Origin of the sequence: Parachryseolinea silvisoli, from assembly GCF_021190955.1 — a bacterium.
GTDB classification, from domain to species: Bacteria; Bacteroidota; Bacteroidia; order Cytophagales; family Cyclobacteriaceae; genus Ohtaekwangia; species Ohtaekwangia silvisoli.
Genome location: NZ_JAIOAO010000004.1, coordinates 381,332 through 398,204, shown reverse-complemented (window position 1 = coordinate 398,204; position 16,873 = coordinate 381,332). Strand labels below are relative to the sequence as shown.

Below are 16,873 nucleotides of genomic sequence, written 5' to 3'. Positions count from 1 at the left end.
ATTTCAATAAGCGTCGTTTAACACTTGTCCTGAAAAAAAATCATGCAGCCTATTGCGCAGTCACTTAACTGCGCGTAAATTAGCAGTCAAATAGCTGCACAATGGAATTGAGAAGAGATGTGTTTCAGGCCATCGCCGACCCGACCCGTCGGGCGATCATTGCGCTGGTGGCGATGCAGGCGATGACGCCCAGCGCCATTGCCGAGAACTTCGATTCGTCGCGACAGACGATTTCCAAGCACATACAGATTCTGACGGAGTGTGAATTATTAAAGCAAGAGCAAAATGGACGGGAGATCTATTATCACTTCAATCCGAAAAAAATGAAAGAGATCGCCGCGTTCATCGACCCTTATCGTGACCTGTGGGAAGACCGATTTCAAAAACTCGAGTCCATTATGAAAAAATATAAAGCCAAGAAATAACATGGAACGCAAAACACAGGTCCAGGCCGGAAACGGCCAGCAAGACATCATCATTACCCGCGAGTTTGACTTGCCGGTCGCGTTGCTTTTTAAGGCTTATGAAGTCCCGGAAATCGTTGCGCAGTGGATGGGCACGAACGTGATCAAGCTGGAAAACAAAAAGCACGGCGGCTACCAGTTTGAGACCCGCGATCCGCAAGGCAACGTCGTAGTACGGCTTAACGGCGTCATTCATTCTTTTGTGCCTGACAAAAACATCACGCGCACGTTGGAGATGGAAAATGCGTCGTTTGGCACGCAGCTGGAGTTCCTGGATTTTGAAGCGCTGACCGACGACACCAGCAAGCTGACGATACAAAGTATATTTCGTTCGACCGCGGCGCGCGACGCGCAACTTAAGTTGCCGTTTGCGTTCGGGTTGAACATGGCCCATAACCGATTGCAAGAAATTGTTAGTCAACTAAAATAATATCCTCATGTCAAAACGAAACAAGATCATTTATTGGATTGCCACGCTCTGGCTTTGCCTGGGTATGGTGGCTACCGGCATTACACAATTGATGCAGTTGCCCTCCGACGGCGCGTTGTCACCCCCCGGTGTCTATGGCATCACACAATTAGGATACCCGGTATATTTTCTGACGATCATCGGTGTTTGGAAAATTTTGGGTGTAATCGCCATGCTTGTTCCTAACTTTGCTTTACTGAAGGAGTGGGCCTATGCCGGTTTTATTTTCTTGCTGACGGGCGCGCTTTATTCCCACATCGCCACCCACCATGCGCCGGCCGAATTGTTTCCGTCGGCGTTGTTGCTGGCCTTGACGGTGCTGTCGTGGTACTTCCGGCCGGCCAGTAGAAAAGTTGTCACCGCTAACGCATAATGTTATGAATCCGAAAGTTGATTTCTTTTTTGGCAAAGGGCCATGGCAGGAAGAGACCCGGCTGTTGCGAGAGATCGTATTAAGCTGTGGACTGCATGAAGAGCTGAAGTGGGGCGTGCCGTGTTACACACTGGAGAAAAAGAATGTCGTATTGATCCACACCTTTAAAGAATACTGTGCGGTGCTGTTTTTTAAAGGTGCGTTGATGAAGGACCCCAAAGGTATCCTGATTCAACAAACCGAAAACGTTCAGGCGGCGCGCCAGGCACGGTTTACCAACGCCAAAGAAATCGCAACGTTGAAAAGCGCGTTGAAGACGTATATCAAAGAAGCCATGACGCTGGAAAAATCCGGGCAGAAGGTGGAATTGAAAAAGACCACCGAGTTTACGATGCCGGAAGAATTCCGGACAAAACTACAAAGTAGCCCGGGTCTCAAGAAAGCCTTTACCGCCCTGACGCCAGGCCGGCAACGTGGCTACCTGCTTTACTTTTCTTCGGCCAAACAAGCCAAGACCCGCGAGGCCCGCGTGGAAAAATATATACCCAAGATTCTGGACGGATTCGGATTAGAAGATTAACGATCATACGCCATGGCAAAAACAAAAAAACAAAGCAGCAAACAGTCGCTATCGGCCGAGCAAACAGAGGCGCTACTAGACGTGCTGCAAAAACGCTTTGAGAAAAACATGAAGCGCCACAAGGGCATTGCCTGGGCAGATGTGCAGGCACGGTTAGAGGCCCACCCTGCCGGGCTGTGGTCGCTGGATGAAATGGAAACCACGGGCGGCGAGCCGGACGTGGTGGGCTACGATAAAAAGACGGGCGAGTACACGTTTTACGATTGCTCGGCCGAGACCCCCAAAGGACGCCGAAGCCTTTGCTACGATCGGGAAGCATTGGATTCGCGGAAGGAGCACAAACCTGCCAACAGCGCGCTGGACATGGCCGAAGAAATGGGCATTGAGATCCTGACGGAAGAAGAATACCGGGCTTTACAAGCCTTGGGAGAGTTCGATTTGAAGACGTCCAGCTGGATCAAAACGCCGGCGCCGATCCGGAAACTGAAGGGTGCGCTCTTTTGCGACCGTCGCTATGACCATGTTTTTGTGTACCACAACGGAGCCGAGTCGTATTACGCGGCGCGCGGTTTCCGGGGTTTGGTGCGGGTTTGACCATTCTTATTCCATTCGTCGGCTGTTTTTGTCGTTTTAACGGTGGGTCAGGCATGATAATTATGTTATCTTCGCGAACTATCCATTACCATGACCCCTGCACCCAGCACTTCATTCCCGACGGCATACATCGTATTGTTGTTGCTTTGCCTTGCCGTGCCTGTGATGGGCCAGCGCCTGGTCATGCCGGGGGATTTTCCCGATCCATCGGTCGTTCAGATCGGTGACACCTACTGGGCTTCTACATCGTCGGCAAACTGGGCGCCCGCATTTCCGTTGCTGGCATCCAAAGACCTGGAAACCTGGGAATTTCGTGGACACGTCTTTCCGCAACTGCCGGAATGGGCGGATTCGTACTTTCGGGCACCGGAGATCACGTACGACAGCACGGGTGTTTATGTTTATTATACGGCCCGCAAACGCGGTGGCAACCTGTGTGTGGGCATTGCCCGCGCCGACGGTCCCGAAGGCCCATATCAAGACCTGGGTCCCATTATGTGCCAGGACGCCGGCTCGATTGACGCCTTTCCCGTACGCGATAACGATGGCACGTTATACCTGGTCTGGAAGGAACATGGCAACAGCATCGGCAAGCCCACTCCTATCTGGGCTGCCAAGCTCACCCCTGAGCGCACGGGCGTAATCGGTGAGCCTTTCAAACTTTTTCAGAACGACGCGCCGTGGGAAAAAAGCCTGGTGGAAGGTGTGTCGATCACCCGCCACGGAAAATATCTCTATGCGTTCTATACGGCGGCTAATTGCCAGGGCCGCGATTGCGTTTATGCCACCGGCATTGCCCGCTCGCGAAACCTGCATGGACCGTGGCAAAAGTATCGCGGCAACCCGGTACTGGAAGCCGGCGCGCGTTGGAAGGGTCCGGGGCACGGCACACCCGTAGAACGCAACGGCCATTATTATTTTCTGCACGATGCACACGACGATGCCAACACCGCCTTTACAGGACGCCAGGGGGTGCTGTCGGAGTTTACATATACCAACGACGGCTGGCTGCGCTTCGAGGCCCAGGACGGCCACGATGCCCCCATTCCTGCCCGCCTGATTGACGCGTTTGATGGTGGCCATCTGGCGCCGCAATGGAGTTACTCCACTTTTCAGAAACCACAATACAATGTGGGCGAAGGTGCGCTGACGTTGAACAGCATGCCGTCGCCGTGTGGCGCCTACGTGGCCCAGAAACTTTATGCCACGGACGTAGAAGCCGAGGTAACAATGAAGCCCGCGGCCTGCACGGCCGAGTCGGGCATTGCCCTGGTCAGCGACGACCTCAACATGCTGCGCGCGACGCTGGTGGGCAGTAAGGTGTCGTTGTGGAAAATCGCCAAAGGTCATCACCCTATATTGCTGGCCGAGCGGTTCATCCGTAAAACCGACAGCGTGATGGTACGCATTGTGGTGCGCGATGGCCGCGAAGCCATCGTTACCTATAGCACCAACGGCACTCAATTCAACAAGCTCAACACCGACCCTGCGTCGCTAACGTTCCTCCAAAGCCGCGATCGCGCCATCCGCGTAGCCCTGGTTGCCATTGGCGATACGGACCGCCGGGCGTGCTTCGAGCATTTTACAACGCGTGTACGCAAGCCGGAAGTACAACAACACCTGGCACGGTCCGGGCCGTTCCGGAGACGAGAGAGGTGAAAATTCCCCATATCGGGTATAGCTATAAAACAGAAGAGGTCACCGTCGGGCGACCTCTCTTTATTTCTATGTTACTCTTTTTTCAGCAGCATCCTCACTTAACTACTTGTACCCACCCTTTTGCTGTCATCTCACGCTGCTCACAATCGGTATAGGTTACTATCCAGAAGTAAGTGCCTGAGCCTACATTCCCACCATCCCATATACCGGCGGCATTGGCGTGTACCTCCTGCCCGTATCGATTGATAATCCGGAGGTTTGTTACAGCATACGTAGTCTCTGCTTTGAAAACGTTGTTATAGGTATCATCGTTTGGTGTAAATACGTTGGGCACATAGAATACATCTTCTGAAAATTCTACAGACACGGGCTGGGAGGCAAATGAGCAGAAGCCGTACCGACCGTTGACCCGGTATACACCGTTTTCGCGGACTGTCATTTCAGGCCCGGACGTACCGGAAAGGATGCGATAAGAATCCTCCTGCGGTATTTTATATTCCCAGGTATACTGCACACCGGCACGGGATTGGACCGCCAGCGTAAATTCCTCTGCACTACAGAGCGTCACGGTGGAGTTTTCTTCCGGCAACAGTGTATACGACAGATCGTCGCTAAAACCCACGCTGACGATATCGCTCTGACCGGTGCATTCGCCGTTTGTAGCCGACGCATAGTAATAGCCTGGATCATATACTACCGCCGTAGCCTGCAGCGGTTTGTTGACCGGTTGCATATCTGCCACCGTTTCGCCATAGTACCAGGTATAGTCAAGCGATTCTGCTGTTTGCGCCTGCAACGTGGCTGCGCCCGTTTCACAATAGTCTTCTGGAATACGCGTCAGCACGAACGGTGCCACGATGTTTATTTTCACGCTGTCTTTCAGGGCCAGGGAGCATCCGCCCGGTGTCGTGATGCGGTAGGTCAGTCTGTACGTCCCGTTCGTCAATCCGGCAGGATTAAACTGGCCACCGGCTACACCCTGTCCTTCCCAGGTGCCTGCCGCGTTCGAGGTGTTCAGCGACACGGCCTGGCTGGCGTCGCAGATAACCTCTTGCGGCCCCAGGGTAATGGAAAAGTTTTCGATACTCAGGGTAAATATATCCGACTCTACGGGACATTCGGCATCGGACGTACGGGCGTAATATTGTCCGGGGTTCGTTACCTGACGCGATGGTCCCCCCACCCCCAGGGAGGTATATCCACCGCCGTTAGTAGGCTGATAGAACCACTGTACCGGTGTTGACGACGGCCCCACCCGCAGCGTCACGGGATTATTACAAAGCGTTACCGCTGCAGGTGACAACTGCTGCAGCACCGCCGGCGTTGTTACCGTAATCTGGATCGTTCCCTGGTGATGACAGCTGGGCGTTGTATAGATCAATGTACTAATACCCTCTCCCGCCACGGCGGGGTTAAACCTTCCCGCGGGATCTTCGATGCCGGGACCTGTCCATGTGCCGTTAAATGGGTAGCCTTCCAGTTGTATTGGTCCGGAGCCGATACACACCGGAGGATGGAGAAACAATACAGGGGGTGTCGGAATATAGTAGACTGCACCCGAGAACATACCGGTGGCTGAATTTTCATTCCGCGCGCCGATGTAAAAGTATTCTTCGTCAACGCCGACGTCTGCACCAAAGTGGTCACGTTCCTGGCTGGCATACCGGTCGCCCTGTAATATCAGGAATTGATTTTGCCGGGTCCAAAAATAATCTTCCGCCTGGATGACATATGTATTTCCCGGCACGGTACGAACCTGGCTATCGTTGGTCAGGAATTTTCCCGGAGCGCCCACCACAAGTGTATTGCCGATCACGTCCAGCGACGAGCCGAAGTACCCGCCTTCAACCGGCACCTTCGCGCCGACAATAGCCGAGGGCGTTGTTACCTGGTTCCAGGTTTCACCCGGCAACCGGGTATAGATAAACACGGCGCCGGATTTTGCCACACCCTGGAAGTCGTATGCAGGCACGCCGACAAAGAGGTGACCGGACTCGAGCTTCACATCGGCACCAAACCCGGAGGGGATTTCGCCCGGCAGGAAGTGCTGCGGTTCCCAGTTGCCTGTACCCGGATTTTTTTCGAAGATCGTCACACCGCCGGCTACTGTGAAATAGCTCCCCACCACGAGTTGGTTCTCGTAGAGGCTCAACCGCAGCGAAGGCCACGATTTGTCCAGGGGCCTCCCGATTTTCAAAAGCTGTTGGAACGTCCACTTGCCCGCGATCTTTTCGTATACCAGCAGGCCATTGGTGTGCTCGCCGTTAAAATTGTTATAGGCCGACGCGAACAGGTATGTATCATTCATTACCATCGCCGTACCGACGCGCGTCAGCTCCAGCGCCGGCGGTGCGATCAACGAGTCATAGAGTGTCGCGGATGTCCATGACGCGCCCGTGCGCCGGTATAAAAAGATCTTTCCGGATTGTGTGGCGTTGTTTCGAAAGCCGGTTGCCCCGACGGCCAATTCTTTGTCGTGGATTGCCAGGCTATACCCAAAGCCGTTGTCAGAACCGCCCGTCGGCCGCGTTTTCCGGGCAGACGGAAAAATTGTATGGGTCTTGACAAAGTCCTCTCCCATCTTTTCATAGATGTACACCGCACCGGCATCCTTCCCCATCGTGTCATCGTATGGTGCGCTGGCAAACAAGGCCTCGGGGGTGCGGAGAACGGCTGAGCCGAAGTTAACATTGCTGCTGCTTTGCCGCGGAAGCAAAACGTATTGCAGGCTGCCCCACACATCGGGCAGCGACATACTCCGCGTAAGCGACACGGCGGCCGATCTGCCGCCCCCGGTCGGAGCAGCGCTGATGGAGCGAATCAAGTCCGTTCCACTCCAGGCTAACTGCGCGTCAAACTCGGCAAATGCATTCAACCCGGTCTGCTGAAAGATTACCTCCGTATTGACATGTTGCCACGTGCCATCTTGCGTCGTGACGATCTGCAGCTCACCGGTATACTCCTCCTCCCCGACAGGTTGATAAAAAATACTGGCGGCGATCTCCGTGGGCGAAATGAATTGAACCGGAAAGTAGGGCTGGCGCGTTTCGAGCGTTTTGATCTGTGCCGTTTCTACAGCATCCGCCCACTCGCCGTTTTTCTTGAACACGAAGAGTTTCATCCCTGCATTTCCGAGCTCCGAGACGGCACCTGTCGTAGCAATCTGGTCACCCAGAACCGTTATATACCGGCCGAAGTAACCGGTCTGCCCGAAGGGCACTGAAATGGAAAGCTTAGCAATGTGCTGGTAGGTCGTGCCATTGCGCTTGAACACGTGGATGCCCACGTCGCCATTATCGGCGGACGCATAGATATATTCGCCCTGGATGACAATGTCCATTCCAAAGGACGAAATGTTGGTGCCGTCGGGTGGAGCGAACACCGTCTTCTGCGGCGTAGTGCCACTGGTCCAATGTGTACCCGGCCTGTCGAGCGTATAAAATTCGGAGGTCGTATATTGATTACCACTTACGGCGATTCTGGAACCGTCGTCCGTGATATCGACTGCCGCAGTATATTCCAGGTAATCGGGTAATACAACACGGGCGGTCTCGTGCATCGACTCCCATCCGGACGCAGGTTTTTCAAAGATATAGACAGTCCCTTTGGTATACCGCCTGTTCACGACAACGATTGTATTGCCGGTATCGTCTATGGCGACGTCATTGCCGAAAAAATCGTATTCGTCCGGGTCGGAAGCCGTCAGGAGCGCGCGGTAAGCCCAACCGGCAGGGGTCTTTTCATATACGTACGCTGCACCGGCGTATAGGATGCCGAGGGTATCGCTGCTTTCGGCACCGACCACCATGTACCGCTCACTCGCCGCCAGGGCGCTGCCAAAGCGGTCATCGTTATTGACGGATTTTTCGGCCAGCAGTTTCTTTAATGCCGTATTGCATTGCGCCGACGCCGGAGACATGGCCACCAGGCAAACAACAAGCAGAATTGCGCCCCGAAAAGCGGTAAAAGGCTGTGGTAGGTTCGATAGCATTTTCATCATTGCCGTCATCAGGATGTATTGAACGTCAACCCCTCTGGCCAACCTCAAAGATACGCAAATCCGGGCAGTTCCGAAACGATAAAAAGAGGCTGCCCCGGCGGGAGGCAGCCTCTACGATTATCCACGATCGTTGACCCGCTTATGCTTGCAGATCGAAGCGGTCGAGGTTCATAACCTTTGTCCAGACGGCAACAAAGTCCTGAACAAACTTGTCCTGGGCGTCAGCGCATGCATATACTTCGGCGATGGCGCGTAGCTCGGAGTTGGAGCCAAAAATGAGGTCGGCGCGGGTGCCGGTCCATTTTACGGCGCCGGTTCTGCGGTCGCGGCCTTCGAATACGTTTTGGGAATCGGAGGTCGCATTCCACGTGGTGGCGAAGTCGATGAGGTTTACGAAGAAATCGTTGGTGAGCGTCTCCGGAGCTTTGGTGAAGACGCCATGCTTCGACTTGTCGTAGTTGGTATTCAGTACACGCAGGCCACCGATGAGCACCGTCAGCTCGGGGGCCGTCAGCGTTAACAGTTGCGCCTTGTCGACCAGCATCGCTTCGGCTGCTGCAACGTGGTGCGTCTTGAGATAGTTTCGGAAGCCGTCTGCGGCGGGCTCCAGCAACTTGAACGACTCAACGTCGGTTTGCTCTTGCGAGGCGTCGACGCGGCCCGGTGTGAAAGGTACCTTCACCTCGCGGCCGCCATTCTTCGCGGCTTTCTCTACACCTACATTTCCTCCCAGCACGATCAGGTCTGCCAGCGATACGCCCTTACCTCCGGACTGCGCGCCGTTGAATTCTTGCTGTATCCCTTCCAGTGTCTTCAACACTTTGCTCAGCTGTGCGGGGTTGTTCACTTCCCAATCCTTCTGCGGGGCGAGACGAACACGTGCGCCGTTGGCACCACCGCGTTTGTCTGAACCGCGGAATGTCGAAGCCGAGGCCCAGGCAGTCGATACCAACTCCGATACTGAAAGTCCCGAGGCGAGTATTTTACCCTTCAAGGCGGCAATGTCGTTGTCGTCGATGAGCTTGTGTGTTACCGCCGGAAGAGGATCTTGCCAGAGCAGCACTTCGGCAGGCACCTCTGGCCCGAGGTAACGTGCACGCGGGCCCATGTCGCGGTGCGTAAGTTTATACCAGGCGCGCGCGAAAGCATCGGCAAACGCGTCGGGGTTTTCAAAGAAGCGCCGGGAGATCTTTTCATAGATCGGATCGACGCGCAGTGCCAGGTCGGTCGTGAGCATGGTGGGCGCGTGACGCAACGATTTATCGTGTGCGTCGGGTACAGAGCCGGCGCCGGCGCCGTTCTTCGGTTTCCACTGGTGTGCACCGGCGGGGCTCTTGCTCAGCTCCCACTCGAAGCCAAAGAGGTTTTCGAAGAAGTTGTTGCTCCACTTCGTCGGCGTTGTCGTCCAGGCACCTTCCAGACCGCTGGTGATGGTGTGTACGCCATGGCCATTGCCAAAGCTATTTTTCCATCCGAGGCTTTGCTCTTCGATGGACGCGCCGGCAGGTTCTGCGGCTACATATTTACCGGGATCGCTGGCGCCGTGCGTTTTGCCGAACGAGTGACCACCGGCAATGAGGGCGACGGTTTCTTCGTCGTTCATCGCCATGCGACCAAAGGTCTCGCGAATGTCGCGTGCGGACGCCAGGGGATCGGGATTGCCATTGGGGCCTTCCGGGTTTACATAGATCAGACCCATTTGTACGGCGCCGAGCGGCGCTTCCAGCTCGCGGCTTTTGGTGTAACGCTCGTCACCCAACCATTTGGTCTCCGAGCCCCAGTATACTTCTTCCTGTGGTTCCCATACGTCTTCGCGTCCACCGGCATAGCCGAAGGTTTTGAAGCCCATCGACTCGAGCGCGCAGTTGCCCGCCAGGATCATGAGATCGGCCCACGAGATCTTTTTGCCATATTTCTGCTTAATAGGCCAAAGCAGCAAACGCGCCTTGTCCAGGTTGGCGTTATCGGGCCAGCTGTTGAGCGGTGCGAAGCGCTGTTGGCCAGCACCCGCGCCACCGCGGCCGTCGCCAACGCGATAGGTACCCGCACTGTGCCACGCCATGCGAATGAAAAACGGACCATAGTGACCATAGTCGGCAGGCCACCAATCTTGTGATGTGGTCATCAGGTCAAAAATGTCTTTCTTGACAGCCTTCAGATCGAGGGACTTAAATTCTTTCGCATAGTCGAAGCTTCCTCCCATCGGGTTCGAAAGCGAGGAGTGCTGACGAAGGATGTTCAGCTTCAACTGATTGGGCCACCAGTCGCGGTTTCGCGTGCCACCTCCGGCGGTTTGTTTTAGTGCCCCCTGGTGAAATGGACATGTTGCTTCACTGTCATTGACATTCAGTGATTTCTGCCCTGTTGCGGTGTTGTTTTCCATGCTTTATGGTTGATTGTTTGGTGATACACTTTTTATGTCACGTGCCAAAGGTTCATAGTTCAGCGAGATAGATCAAATCGATTGTCTTTATCGATACATAGGCTGTGTCTATAACCCTCTTTTGAGACAGTAAAGGGCTGTTTATCAATTCTCCCGGGAAGATAATAGAAATGAGCGGTGATTGGTATGATATGTATCAGGCGCGTTTTACCGAGCCTGTACAAAATTATACTTCGTTGATTTTAAAGGGCAGCGTGCGGATACGCTTGCCGGTGAGGTCAAAAATAGCATTGCACAACGCGGGGGCCAGGGCGGGTAAGGCGGGTTCTCCCACGCCACCGGCCTTTTCATCGTTCTCCATGATGTGGACTTCAATGACGGGAATTTCGCCGATGCGAGGCATGGGGTAGGTGTTAAAATTCTTTTCCACCGCTTTGCCTTCTTTGAAGTGTGTAGCGTGTGTGATCGCTGCTCCTATCCCCATAATGATGCTCCCCTCTACCTGGGCGCGAATGATATCGGGATTTACATACCAACCACAGTCGATCACAGCATACACTTTATCGATCTTTACTTTATTGTCCGCCTGACGCGATACGCGTACCACTTGCCCGACGATACCGGCAAAGGCATCGGTGATCGCCACACCCCAGCCCTCGTTTTTATGCCGCGTGCTCCACTGGCTGACGGTGGCCAATTTTTCCATCAACGCCCGGTAGCGCGGCGATACAAAATGTTTCTGGCGGAACGCCAGGGGGTCTTGTTCTGCCAGGTGTGCGAGCTCGTCTATAAAACTTTCGCCAGCGAAGGCATCGACGTTGGCAATCGGCGCCCGCCACCACATGGTGGGAATAGGCGACTTGATGGGTATACCCCCGAAGCTATAGTGCGGTATTGTTTTATAGTAATCGGTGCTCAGGCCGGCAAGCCCGCCTGAGTTTGTCGAGACGGGTTGCGGTGTGGCAACTTTATCTTCTCCCTGCCCGATGTACTGCGATGACGAAATTACCTGAAGGGCGAAGATGTTTTTCTGCGCATCGATACCACCACGGCAATGGTACAGGGCGCCGGCGCGAAAAGGTCCGCCGGTCATGTCGTCTTCGCGGGTCCATACTACCTGTACGGGCGCCTTCACGGCTTGCGAAAGAAGCGCGGCTTCCATGGGGTAGTCGGGGAATGCTTTCCGTCCAAACCCGCCGCCGAGAAAGGTCATATTGACCTTTACGTTTTCTTTTGGAATGTTCAGGCGGTCACTCAGGTCAGCTTGTATCCAGTTGGCTTCCTGTATCGGTCCCCAGATCTCGATGCTGTTTTCTTTTACATCGGCCGTACAGTTGAGCGGCTCCATGCAGCTGTGCGATTGATAGGGCGTTTCGTAGATGGCCTCGATGGACGCGGCGGCCCCCGTCCACGCCGTCTCAAACGCCTCTGACGGCGGCGGCCGCTTAAGCTCTTCGCGCATGCGGGCGGTGATCTGCCCGGAGTCGAGGTGGTCAAAGCCCTCATCGTTCCATTCTACCTTCAATTGCTTGCGGCCCTGCATGGCTGTCCATAACGAGTCGGCTATTACTGCGACGCCTTCGTAGAGCAGTCCGAAGACCGCACGCTGCACGGTGACTACATGCTTCACACCGGGTATCGCCCGCGTCGCGGCGTCATCAAAGCTTTTTACTTTCCCCCGGAACCGGGGGCTGCGCTCTACCACGGCGTACAGCATGCCGGGCAGTTTTTTATCCAGGCCAAAGATTGCGCTGCCGTTTACCTTGGCCGGTATATCTTTTCGCCGAAGCGATTTGCCAATGACGGTATAGTCTTTTCGATTTTTAAGCGTAACATGCTCCGGGGGTGACAGCTGTGCCGCCTCTTGTACGAGGGCACCATAGGTCAGCTTTCTGCCTGTGGGGTGATGCACGACGATGCCACGCTTGGCATGGCACTCGCTTGCGGGTACCTTCCATTGTCTGGACGCGGCTTCGATCAGCATCTCGCGGGCGGAAGCGCCGACGCGTAACAATTGCTCATACCATCCCCGGATGGAGAAGCTTCCCTCCTGCGGCTGGGGACCATATTGCTGCGGATTGGCCGGCGCATATTGAATCGTTACCTCGTCGAGGCTTACTTCCAGCTCTTCCGCAATGATTTGCGGAATCGACTGCCAGGTACCTTGTCCCATTTCAGAACGATGGCAAAAGATCATGACCTTGCCGGCGCCGTCAATCGAGATCCAGGCCATGAGCTGCGTGGCCGCGGAGGCAGGACCTTCCAACCGAACGACATCCCGGGTATTTGCGGCTGTCGCAGGCCAATAACAACCGAGTGTCAACGCCACACCGGACAGGCCGGCTTGCCGTAAAAATGTTCTCCTGGAAATGTCCGCACGTGAATTCATAGCGCTCGAATCTCCAATAATACTACAAAATAAAAGCCGCTATAATATGCGTTTAACACGGATAGCCTGGTTCGCCCTACGAAAAGTCAGGGCGGGCATACGAAATACAGCTGCGTGCTGCTTTCTCTATCCGGTTATTTCACCATCGAGGCGAGCAGTTGCTTCGCTTGCTGATTGCCCAGTGCCGAGGCTTCTTTAAAATCGCTTTCGGCTTTGGAGGTCTTGCCCATGGCCAGGTATATACGGCCGCGCTCCAGGTAGGCCAGATCGTTTTTAAGATCGAACTTGATGGCTTCGTTGAGGGACTTGACAGCTTCGCTGGTGTCGCTGGACCGGGCCTGCAGCAGCGCGCTCATGGTCATGAGATACGAACGTGTCGGTTTGGAAATATCACTGCGGGCATGGATGACGGCCAACGCTACCTCTGGCGATATGAGCGCCCACTCGTTGCGCGCCATGTGTATTTTAAACTTCTGTATATATCCTTCTGTAAATCCCGGCGCAGCCTTAACAAACGTATCGAGATAGAACAAGGCCTGGACTGTATCTTTTACATGCAAAACAGAGTCGACTATCTTTTCCACCTGGGAAAAATTCACGGCATGAAGGTTACCGGATGCTGCAAAGTCGACGTATGCTTTCATCCACTGCTTTGACATCTGGTAGGCCATGCCCCGATTGCCAAGCACTTCGACGTTACTACTATCTTTCTTTAAGTAGGCGGTATAATCGGCAATGGCTTCCGGATAACGCTTCAGGTAATAATAGGAAACCCCGCGGATACGATAAATGAAATAGCCGTCGGGAAAGAGCTTGATATAGGCTGTAAAATCCTCGACCGATTTATCCCATTGTTGCATCTCCTGCCGATAGATGCCGCGCTTTTTGTAGGCGTCGGTAAGCTTGTCGTCCAGCCCCAGTGCAATACCATAGTATTGCAGCGCCTTGGGATGTTGCTTATCGTGTTCGTAGGCCACGGCCTTTAGGTATACCACCGAGGGCTCTTTCATACCATTGGATACCTGGTCGAGTGCGGCAATACATTTATCATGTTTTTCGACCAGTAACAAGCAAAAGGCCTCTTTGATCCGGGCGGCATCGGCATCGGGCAATCCATAGATCCGCCGCACGATATAGGCCCCCACGTTTTGCACGTTGATGATCCGATCTATACCCTGCTGTTTTCCTGTAAACTGGTTGTCACCCACGGCGGAGCGGTTGATCACCACGGTCTGAAAATCATTAAATGCGCCTTCATAATCACCGATATCGATCAGGAATAATCCGTGGTAATACCGCGGCATCTCATCGTTGGGGCGCAACCGGATCAGCGTAGATAAATCTTTTATGGACTGGCGTATATTCTTTTCACGTCCCAGAATGCTTCGGAACAACAGCGCCGTTCGCTGCAGCGAATCATTTACCACGACCCTGTTCAGGTGTGCGAGGGCTTTGGTAATATCATTCTTTTCAAAGGCATCGAGTAAGGCCAGCTTGATCCGTGCATCGTGGTAAAGGCTGTCCGCGGCCAGGCAATCTTTATAACTATTGACGGCCGGCCGGAGTTGCTGCTGCGCGAGATTGATATCACCTCTCAGGTAATAGGCCGCTCCCCGCGACCGGTCGAGGCGGATGGCTTTGTTAATAATCTGCTCGCTTTCGGCTACCCGACGACGGAGGTATTCAATTTTAGCCAGCTCGACCAGGCCTTCGTAGAAATTATCGTGTAACGTGAGGGCCTTCAAGACGTCTTCGCGAGCAGCGCTGAGGTTCTGTATTTTTTTCCGGGCGGCGGCGCGAAAGTAGTAGGCCTGCCAGGCAGCTGGATCTTTTTCGATCACCGCCGTCAGGTTTGTCTCCGCCATCCCGGGATTATCCTCCAGGAGATTATTTAATCCTTCGTTAAAATCAGCCTGCAGGGCGGGGTTCATTTTCCAATCGACGGAAAGCTGCTCAAATTCCCAAAACTGACTGGTAGAAAAGTCGCGAATGGCATCTCCTAACCATTCCAGCTGCGCAAACGCCGGACAAAGTGTAATGCTCCACAACACCAACGCGAGAAAAGCCTTGATCCTCATACAAACAGGTAGATGCCCGTGAAGATACAAAAAAACGCGCTAGCTGTTAAACACCTCTTTGAGCAGCTTTTTGAAGGCCGGATGGGTCTGCGACGTTAGAAACTCCGTTACCGTAACTTCTGCCAGGCCGTTTGTACAAAACGGATCCTCCTGCATAATTCCTTCGATCTCCTCCTTCGAGCGGCCCACGGCGAGGATAATGCCGCCGGTGCGCGGCACCTTGCGGCCGGAGGCGATAAAGACCTCCTCCTTGTAATACTTTTGTAAAAACGCCACGTGCTCTTTCATGTGGGCGTCCAACGCGTCGAGCGATACGATATAATGCAAGTTAATTACAAACATAGGCGTGCTTTTATTTTCTAAGATAACATTTCAACAAAGTAACTTCAACCATAAAAAAAGCTCCCCCGGCCGAAGCCAAGGGGAGCCCCCACATCTCAACGGAAGTTGATATTTTAGTTCCAGCCGCCGCCCAATGCCTGATAGATATTGACCATGGCGTTGAGCTGTTGTTTTTTTGTTTCGATCAGCTCGAAGCGCGACTCGAGTGCGTCGCGTTGCGTGATCAACACCTCCATATAGTCGGCGCGCGCCGATTTGAAGAGGTTGTCGGAGATCGTGATCGACACGGTAAGCGCCTGCACTTCTCGCTCTTTCAATACATAGCTTTGCTTCATGTTGTTGATTTTCGACAGCTGATTCACAACCTCGACGTACGCGTTGAGGATTGTACGCTCGTAGTTATAGATCGCTTGTATTTGCCGCGCGTTGGCGCTGTAGTACGTCGCCTTAATGGCATTCCGGTTTACCAGTGGTGCGACCAGGTCGCCCGCCAGCGAGTAAATCAACGACTCGGGTGTGCGGATCAGGTACGACGGATTGAAGGACTGGAAGCCGATGCCGGCAGAGATACCCAGCGAAGGATAGAACTGTGCCCGTGCCGATTTTACATCCAGCTTGGCGGCAGCCAGGTCCATTTCGGCCTGGCGAATGTCCGGCCGGTTGGCCAGCAGTTGTGCCGGCAGCCCCGTGTGAATGCTGTCGGGCACCAGGGTCATAAAGCTTTCGGCATTTCGTTGCACCGGCTGCGGGTAGCGCCCCAACAGGAAGTTAATGCGGTTCTCCGCTTCGACGATGCTCTGCTGAATAAGGAACAGCTGACTTTTAGTGTTCAGCACTTGTGCCTCAAACCGACGCACGGCCAGCTCGGTCACCCGCGCTGCGTCCTTCTGCATGCGTACGATCTGCAACACGTTGCTTTGAATCTCGATATTCTGCTGGAGGATCGCCATCTGGTTGTCGAGTGCCAGTAGCTCGTAGTACGAATTAGCGATTTCAGCAATCAGGTTGGTGACCATGAAGTTTCGGCCTTCCACAGAAGACAGGTAGCGGCTTACCGCAGCCTTCTTCGCGTTGCGCAGCTTCTGCCAGATGTCCAGCTCCCAGTTCGCCACGGCGGCGACCATAAAGTCGGGCAGTGGCTCGGGCGTCTCTTTACCAGGCTTGATGTCGGTCGTAGCTTCGCTGGCACCGATGTTGGTATAGCGGCCTACCTTTTCAAACCCTGCGCCGGCGCGGATGCCCAGAAACGGCAGGTACTCGCCTTTGCGTGCACGCACTTCGTTGCGGGCGATCTCGATCTCACGGATCGTGATGTTCAGCTCCTGGTTGTTCTTAAGCGCTGTATCGATCAACGCCACCAGATTCGGATCGGTAAAGTATTGCCGCCACTTTATCTTCGCGGTATTCGTAGTGTCCTGCGAGCCGTTGAAGCTCGCAGGAGTTGTTTTATTCTCTGATCGATGCACCAGAGAAGGTGGTACGCTACACGCTGTTACCAGGAAAAGGATACAGCCTATCGCTACTATGGAATTCAATTTCATC

The 16,873-nt window shown here is 54.1% G+C and carries 12 protein-coding genes; 6 read left to right on the top strand and 6 right to left on the bottom strand.

Features of this window, described 5'->3' with window-relative positions; all coding sequences use genetic code 11:
• Positions 1 to 101 precede the first annotated feature (101 nt).
• The 6 genes from K7P01_RS24545 to K7P01_RS24520 all read left to right on the top strand — a co-directional run bounded on the left by K7P01_RS24545 (position 102) and on the right by K7P01_RS24520 (position 4,139).
• The gene (locus tag K7P01_RS24545) at positions 102 to 425 is read left to right on the top strand and encodes an ArsR/SmtB family transcription factor (RefSeq protein WP_267297225.1); all 324 of its coding nucleotides are present in this window, start codon (positions 102 to 104) and stop codon (positions 423 to 425) included.
• A 1-nt stretch (position 426) separates the two neighbouring features.
• Positions 427 to 894: an SRPBCC domain-containing protein gene (locus tag K7P01_RS24540; RefSeq protein ID WP_267297224.1), complete on the top strand. Its 468-nt coding sequence runs from the start codon at positions 427 to 429 to the stop codon at positions 892 to 894.
• A 7-nt stretch (positions 895 to 901) separates the two neighbouring features.
• On the top strand, positions 902 to 1,306 hold the full coding sequence (locus K7P01_RS24535; protein ID WP_267297223.1) for a DoxX family protein: 405 nt from the start codon (positions 902 to 904) through the stop codon (positions 1,304 to 1,306).
• Between the two features lie 4 nt (positions 1,307 to 1,310).
• Positions 1,311 to 1,886: a YdeI/OmpD-associated family protein gene (locus tag K7P01_RS24530; protein WP_267297222.1), complete on the top strand. Its 576-nt coding sequence runs from the start codon at positions 1,311 to 1,313 to the stop codon at positions 1,884 to 1,886.
• A gap of 12 nt (positions 1,887 to 1,898) precedes the next feature.
• Positions 1,899 to 2,480 (top strand): DUF4256 domain-containing protein, encoded by a 582-nt coding sequence (locus tag K7P01_RS24525; protein ID WP_267297221.1) that lies wholly within the window; start codon positions 1,899 to 1,901, stop codon positions 2,478 to 2,480.
• 90 nt (positions 2,481 to 2,570) lie between these two features.
• On the top strand, positions 2,571 to 4,139 hold the full coding sequence (locus K7P01_RS24520) for a glycoside hydrolase family 43 protein (RefSeq protein WP_267297220.1): 1,569 nt from the start codon (positions 2,571 to 2,573) through the stop codon (positions 4,137 to 4,139).
• A gap of 94 nt (positions 4,140 to 4,233) precedes the next feature.
• On the opposite strand, the gene K7P01_RS24515 is transcribed toward K7P01_RS24520, so the two are convergent.
• The 6 genes from K7P01_RS24515 to K7P01_RS24490 form a co-directional block, all read right to left on the bottom strand.
• Positions 4,234 to 8,139, bottom strand: coding sequence for a T9SS type B sorting domain-containing protein (locus K7P01_RS24515; RefSeq protein WP_267297219.1), 3,906 nt, complete (start codon positions 8,137 to 8,139; stop codon positions 4,234 to 4,236).
• Positions 8,140 to 8,278: 139 nt separating this feature from the next.
• The gene (gene katG / locus K7P01_RS24510) at positions 8,279 to 10,522 is read right to left on the bottom strand and encodes a catalase/peroxidase HPI (RefSeq protein WP_267297218.1); all 2,244 of its coding nucleotides are present in this window, start codon (positions 10,520 to 10,522) and stop codon (positions 8,279 to 8,281) included.
• A gap of 226 nt (positions 10,523 to 10,748) precedes the next feature.
• Entirely contained in the window at positions 10,749 to 12,911 is a 2,163-nt protein-coding gene (locus K7P01_RS24505) for a xanthine dehydrogenase family protein molybdopterin-binding subunit (RefSeq protein ID WP_267297217.1), read from the bottom strand.
• 134 nt (positions 12,912 to 13,045) lie between these two features.
• A complete protein-coding gene (locus K7P01_RS24500; protein WP_267297216.1) occupies positions 13,046 to 14,989 on the bottom strand; it encodes a tetratricopeptide repeat protein in 1,944 nt (647 codons plus the stop codon).
• A 39-nt stretch (positions 14,990 to 15,028) separates the two neighbouring features.
• Positions 15,029 to 15,331, bottom strand: coding sequence for a YciI family protein (locus K7P01_RS24495; protein ID WP_267297215.1), 303 nt, complete (start codon positions 15,329 to 15,331; stop codon positions 15,029 to 15,031).
• A 113-nt stretch (positions 15,332 to 15,444) separates the two neighbouring features.
• Positions 15,445 to 16,872 carry a TolC family protein gene (locus K7P01_RS24490; RefSeq protein ID WP_267297214.1) on the bottom strand — a complete coding sequence of 476 codons (1,428 nt, stop codon included), beginning with the start codon at positions 16,870 to 16,872 and terminating at the stop codon, positions 15,445 to 15,447.
• Between the last annotated feature and the right edge of the window lies 1 nt (position 16,873).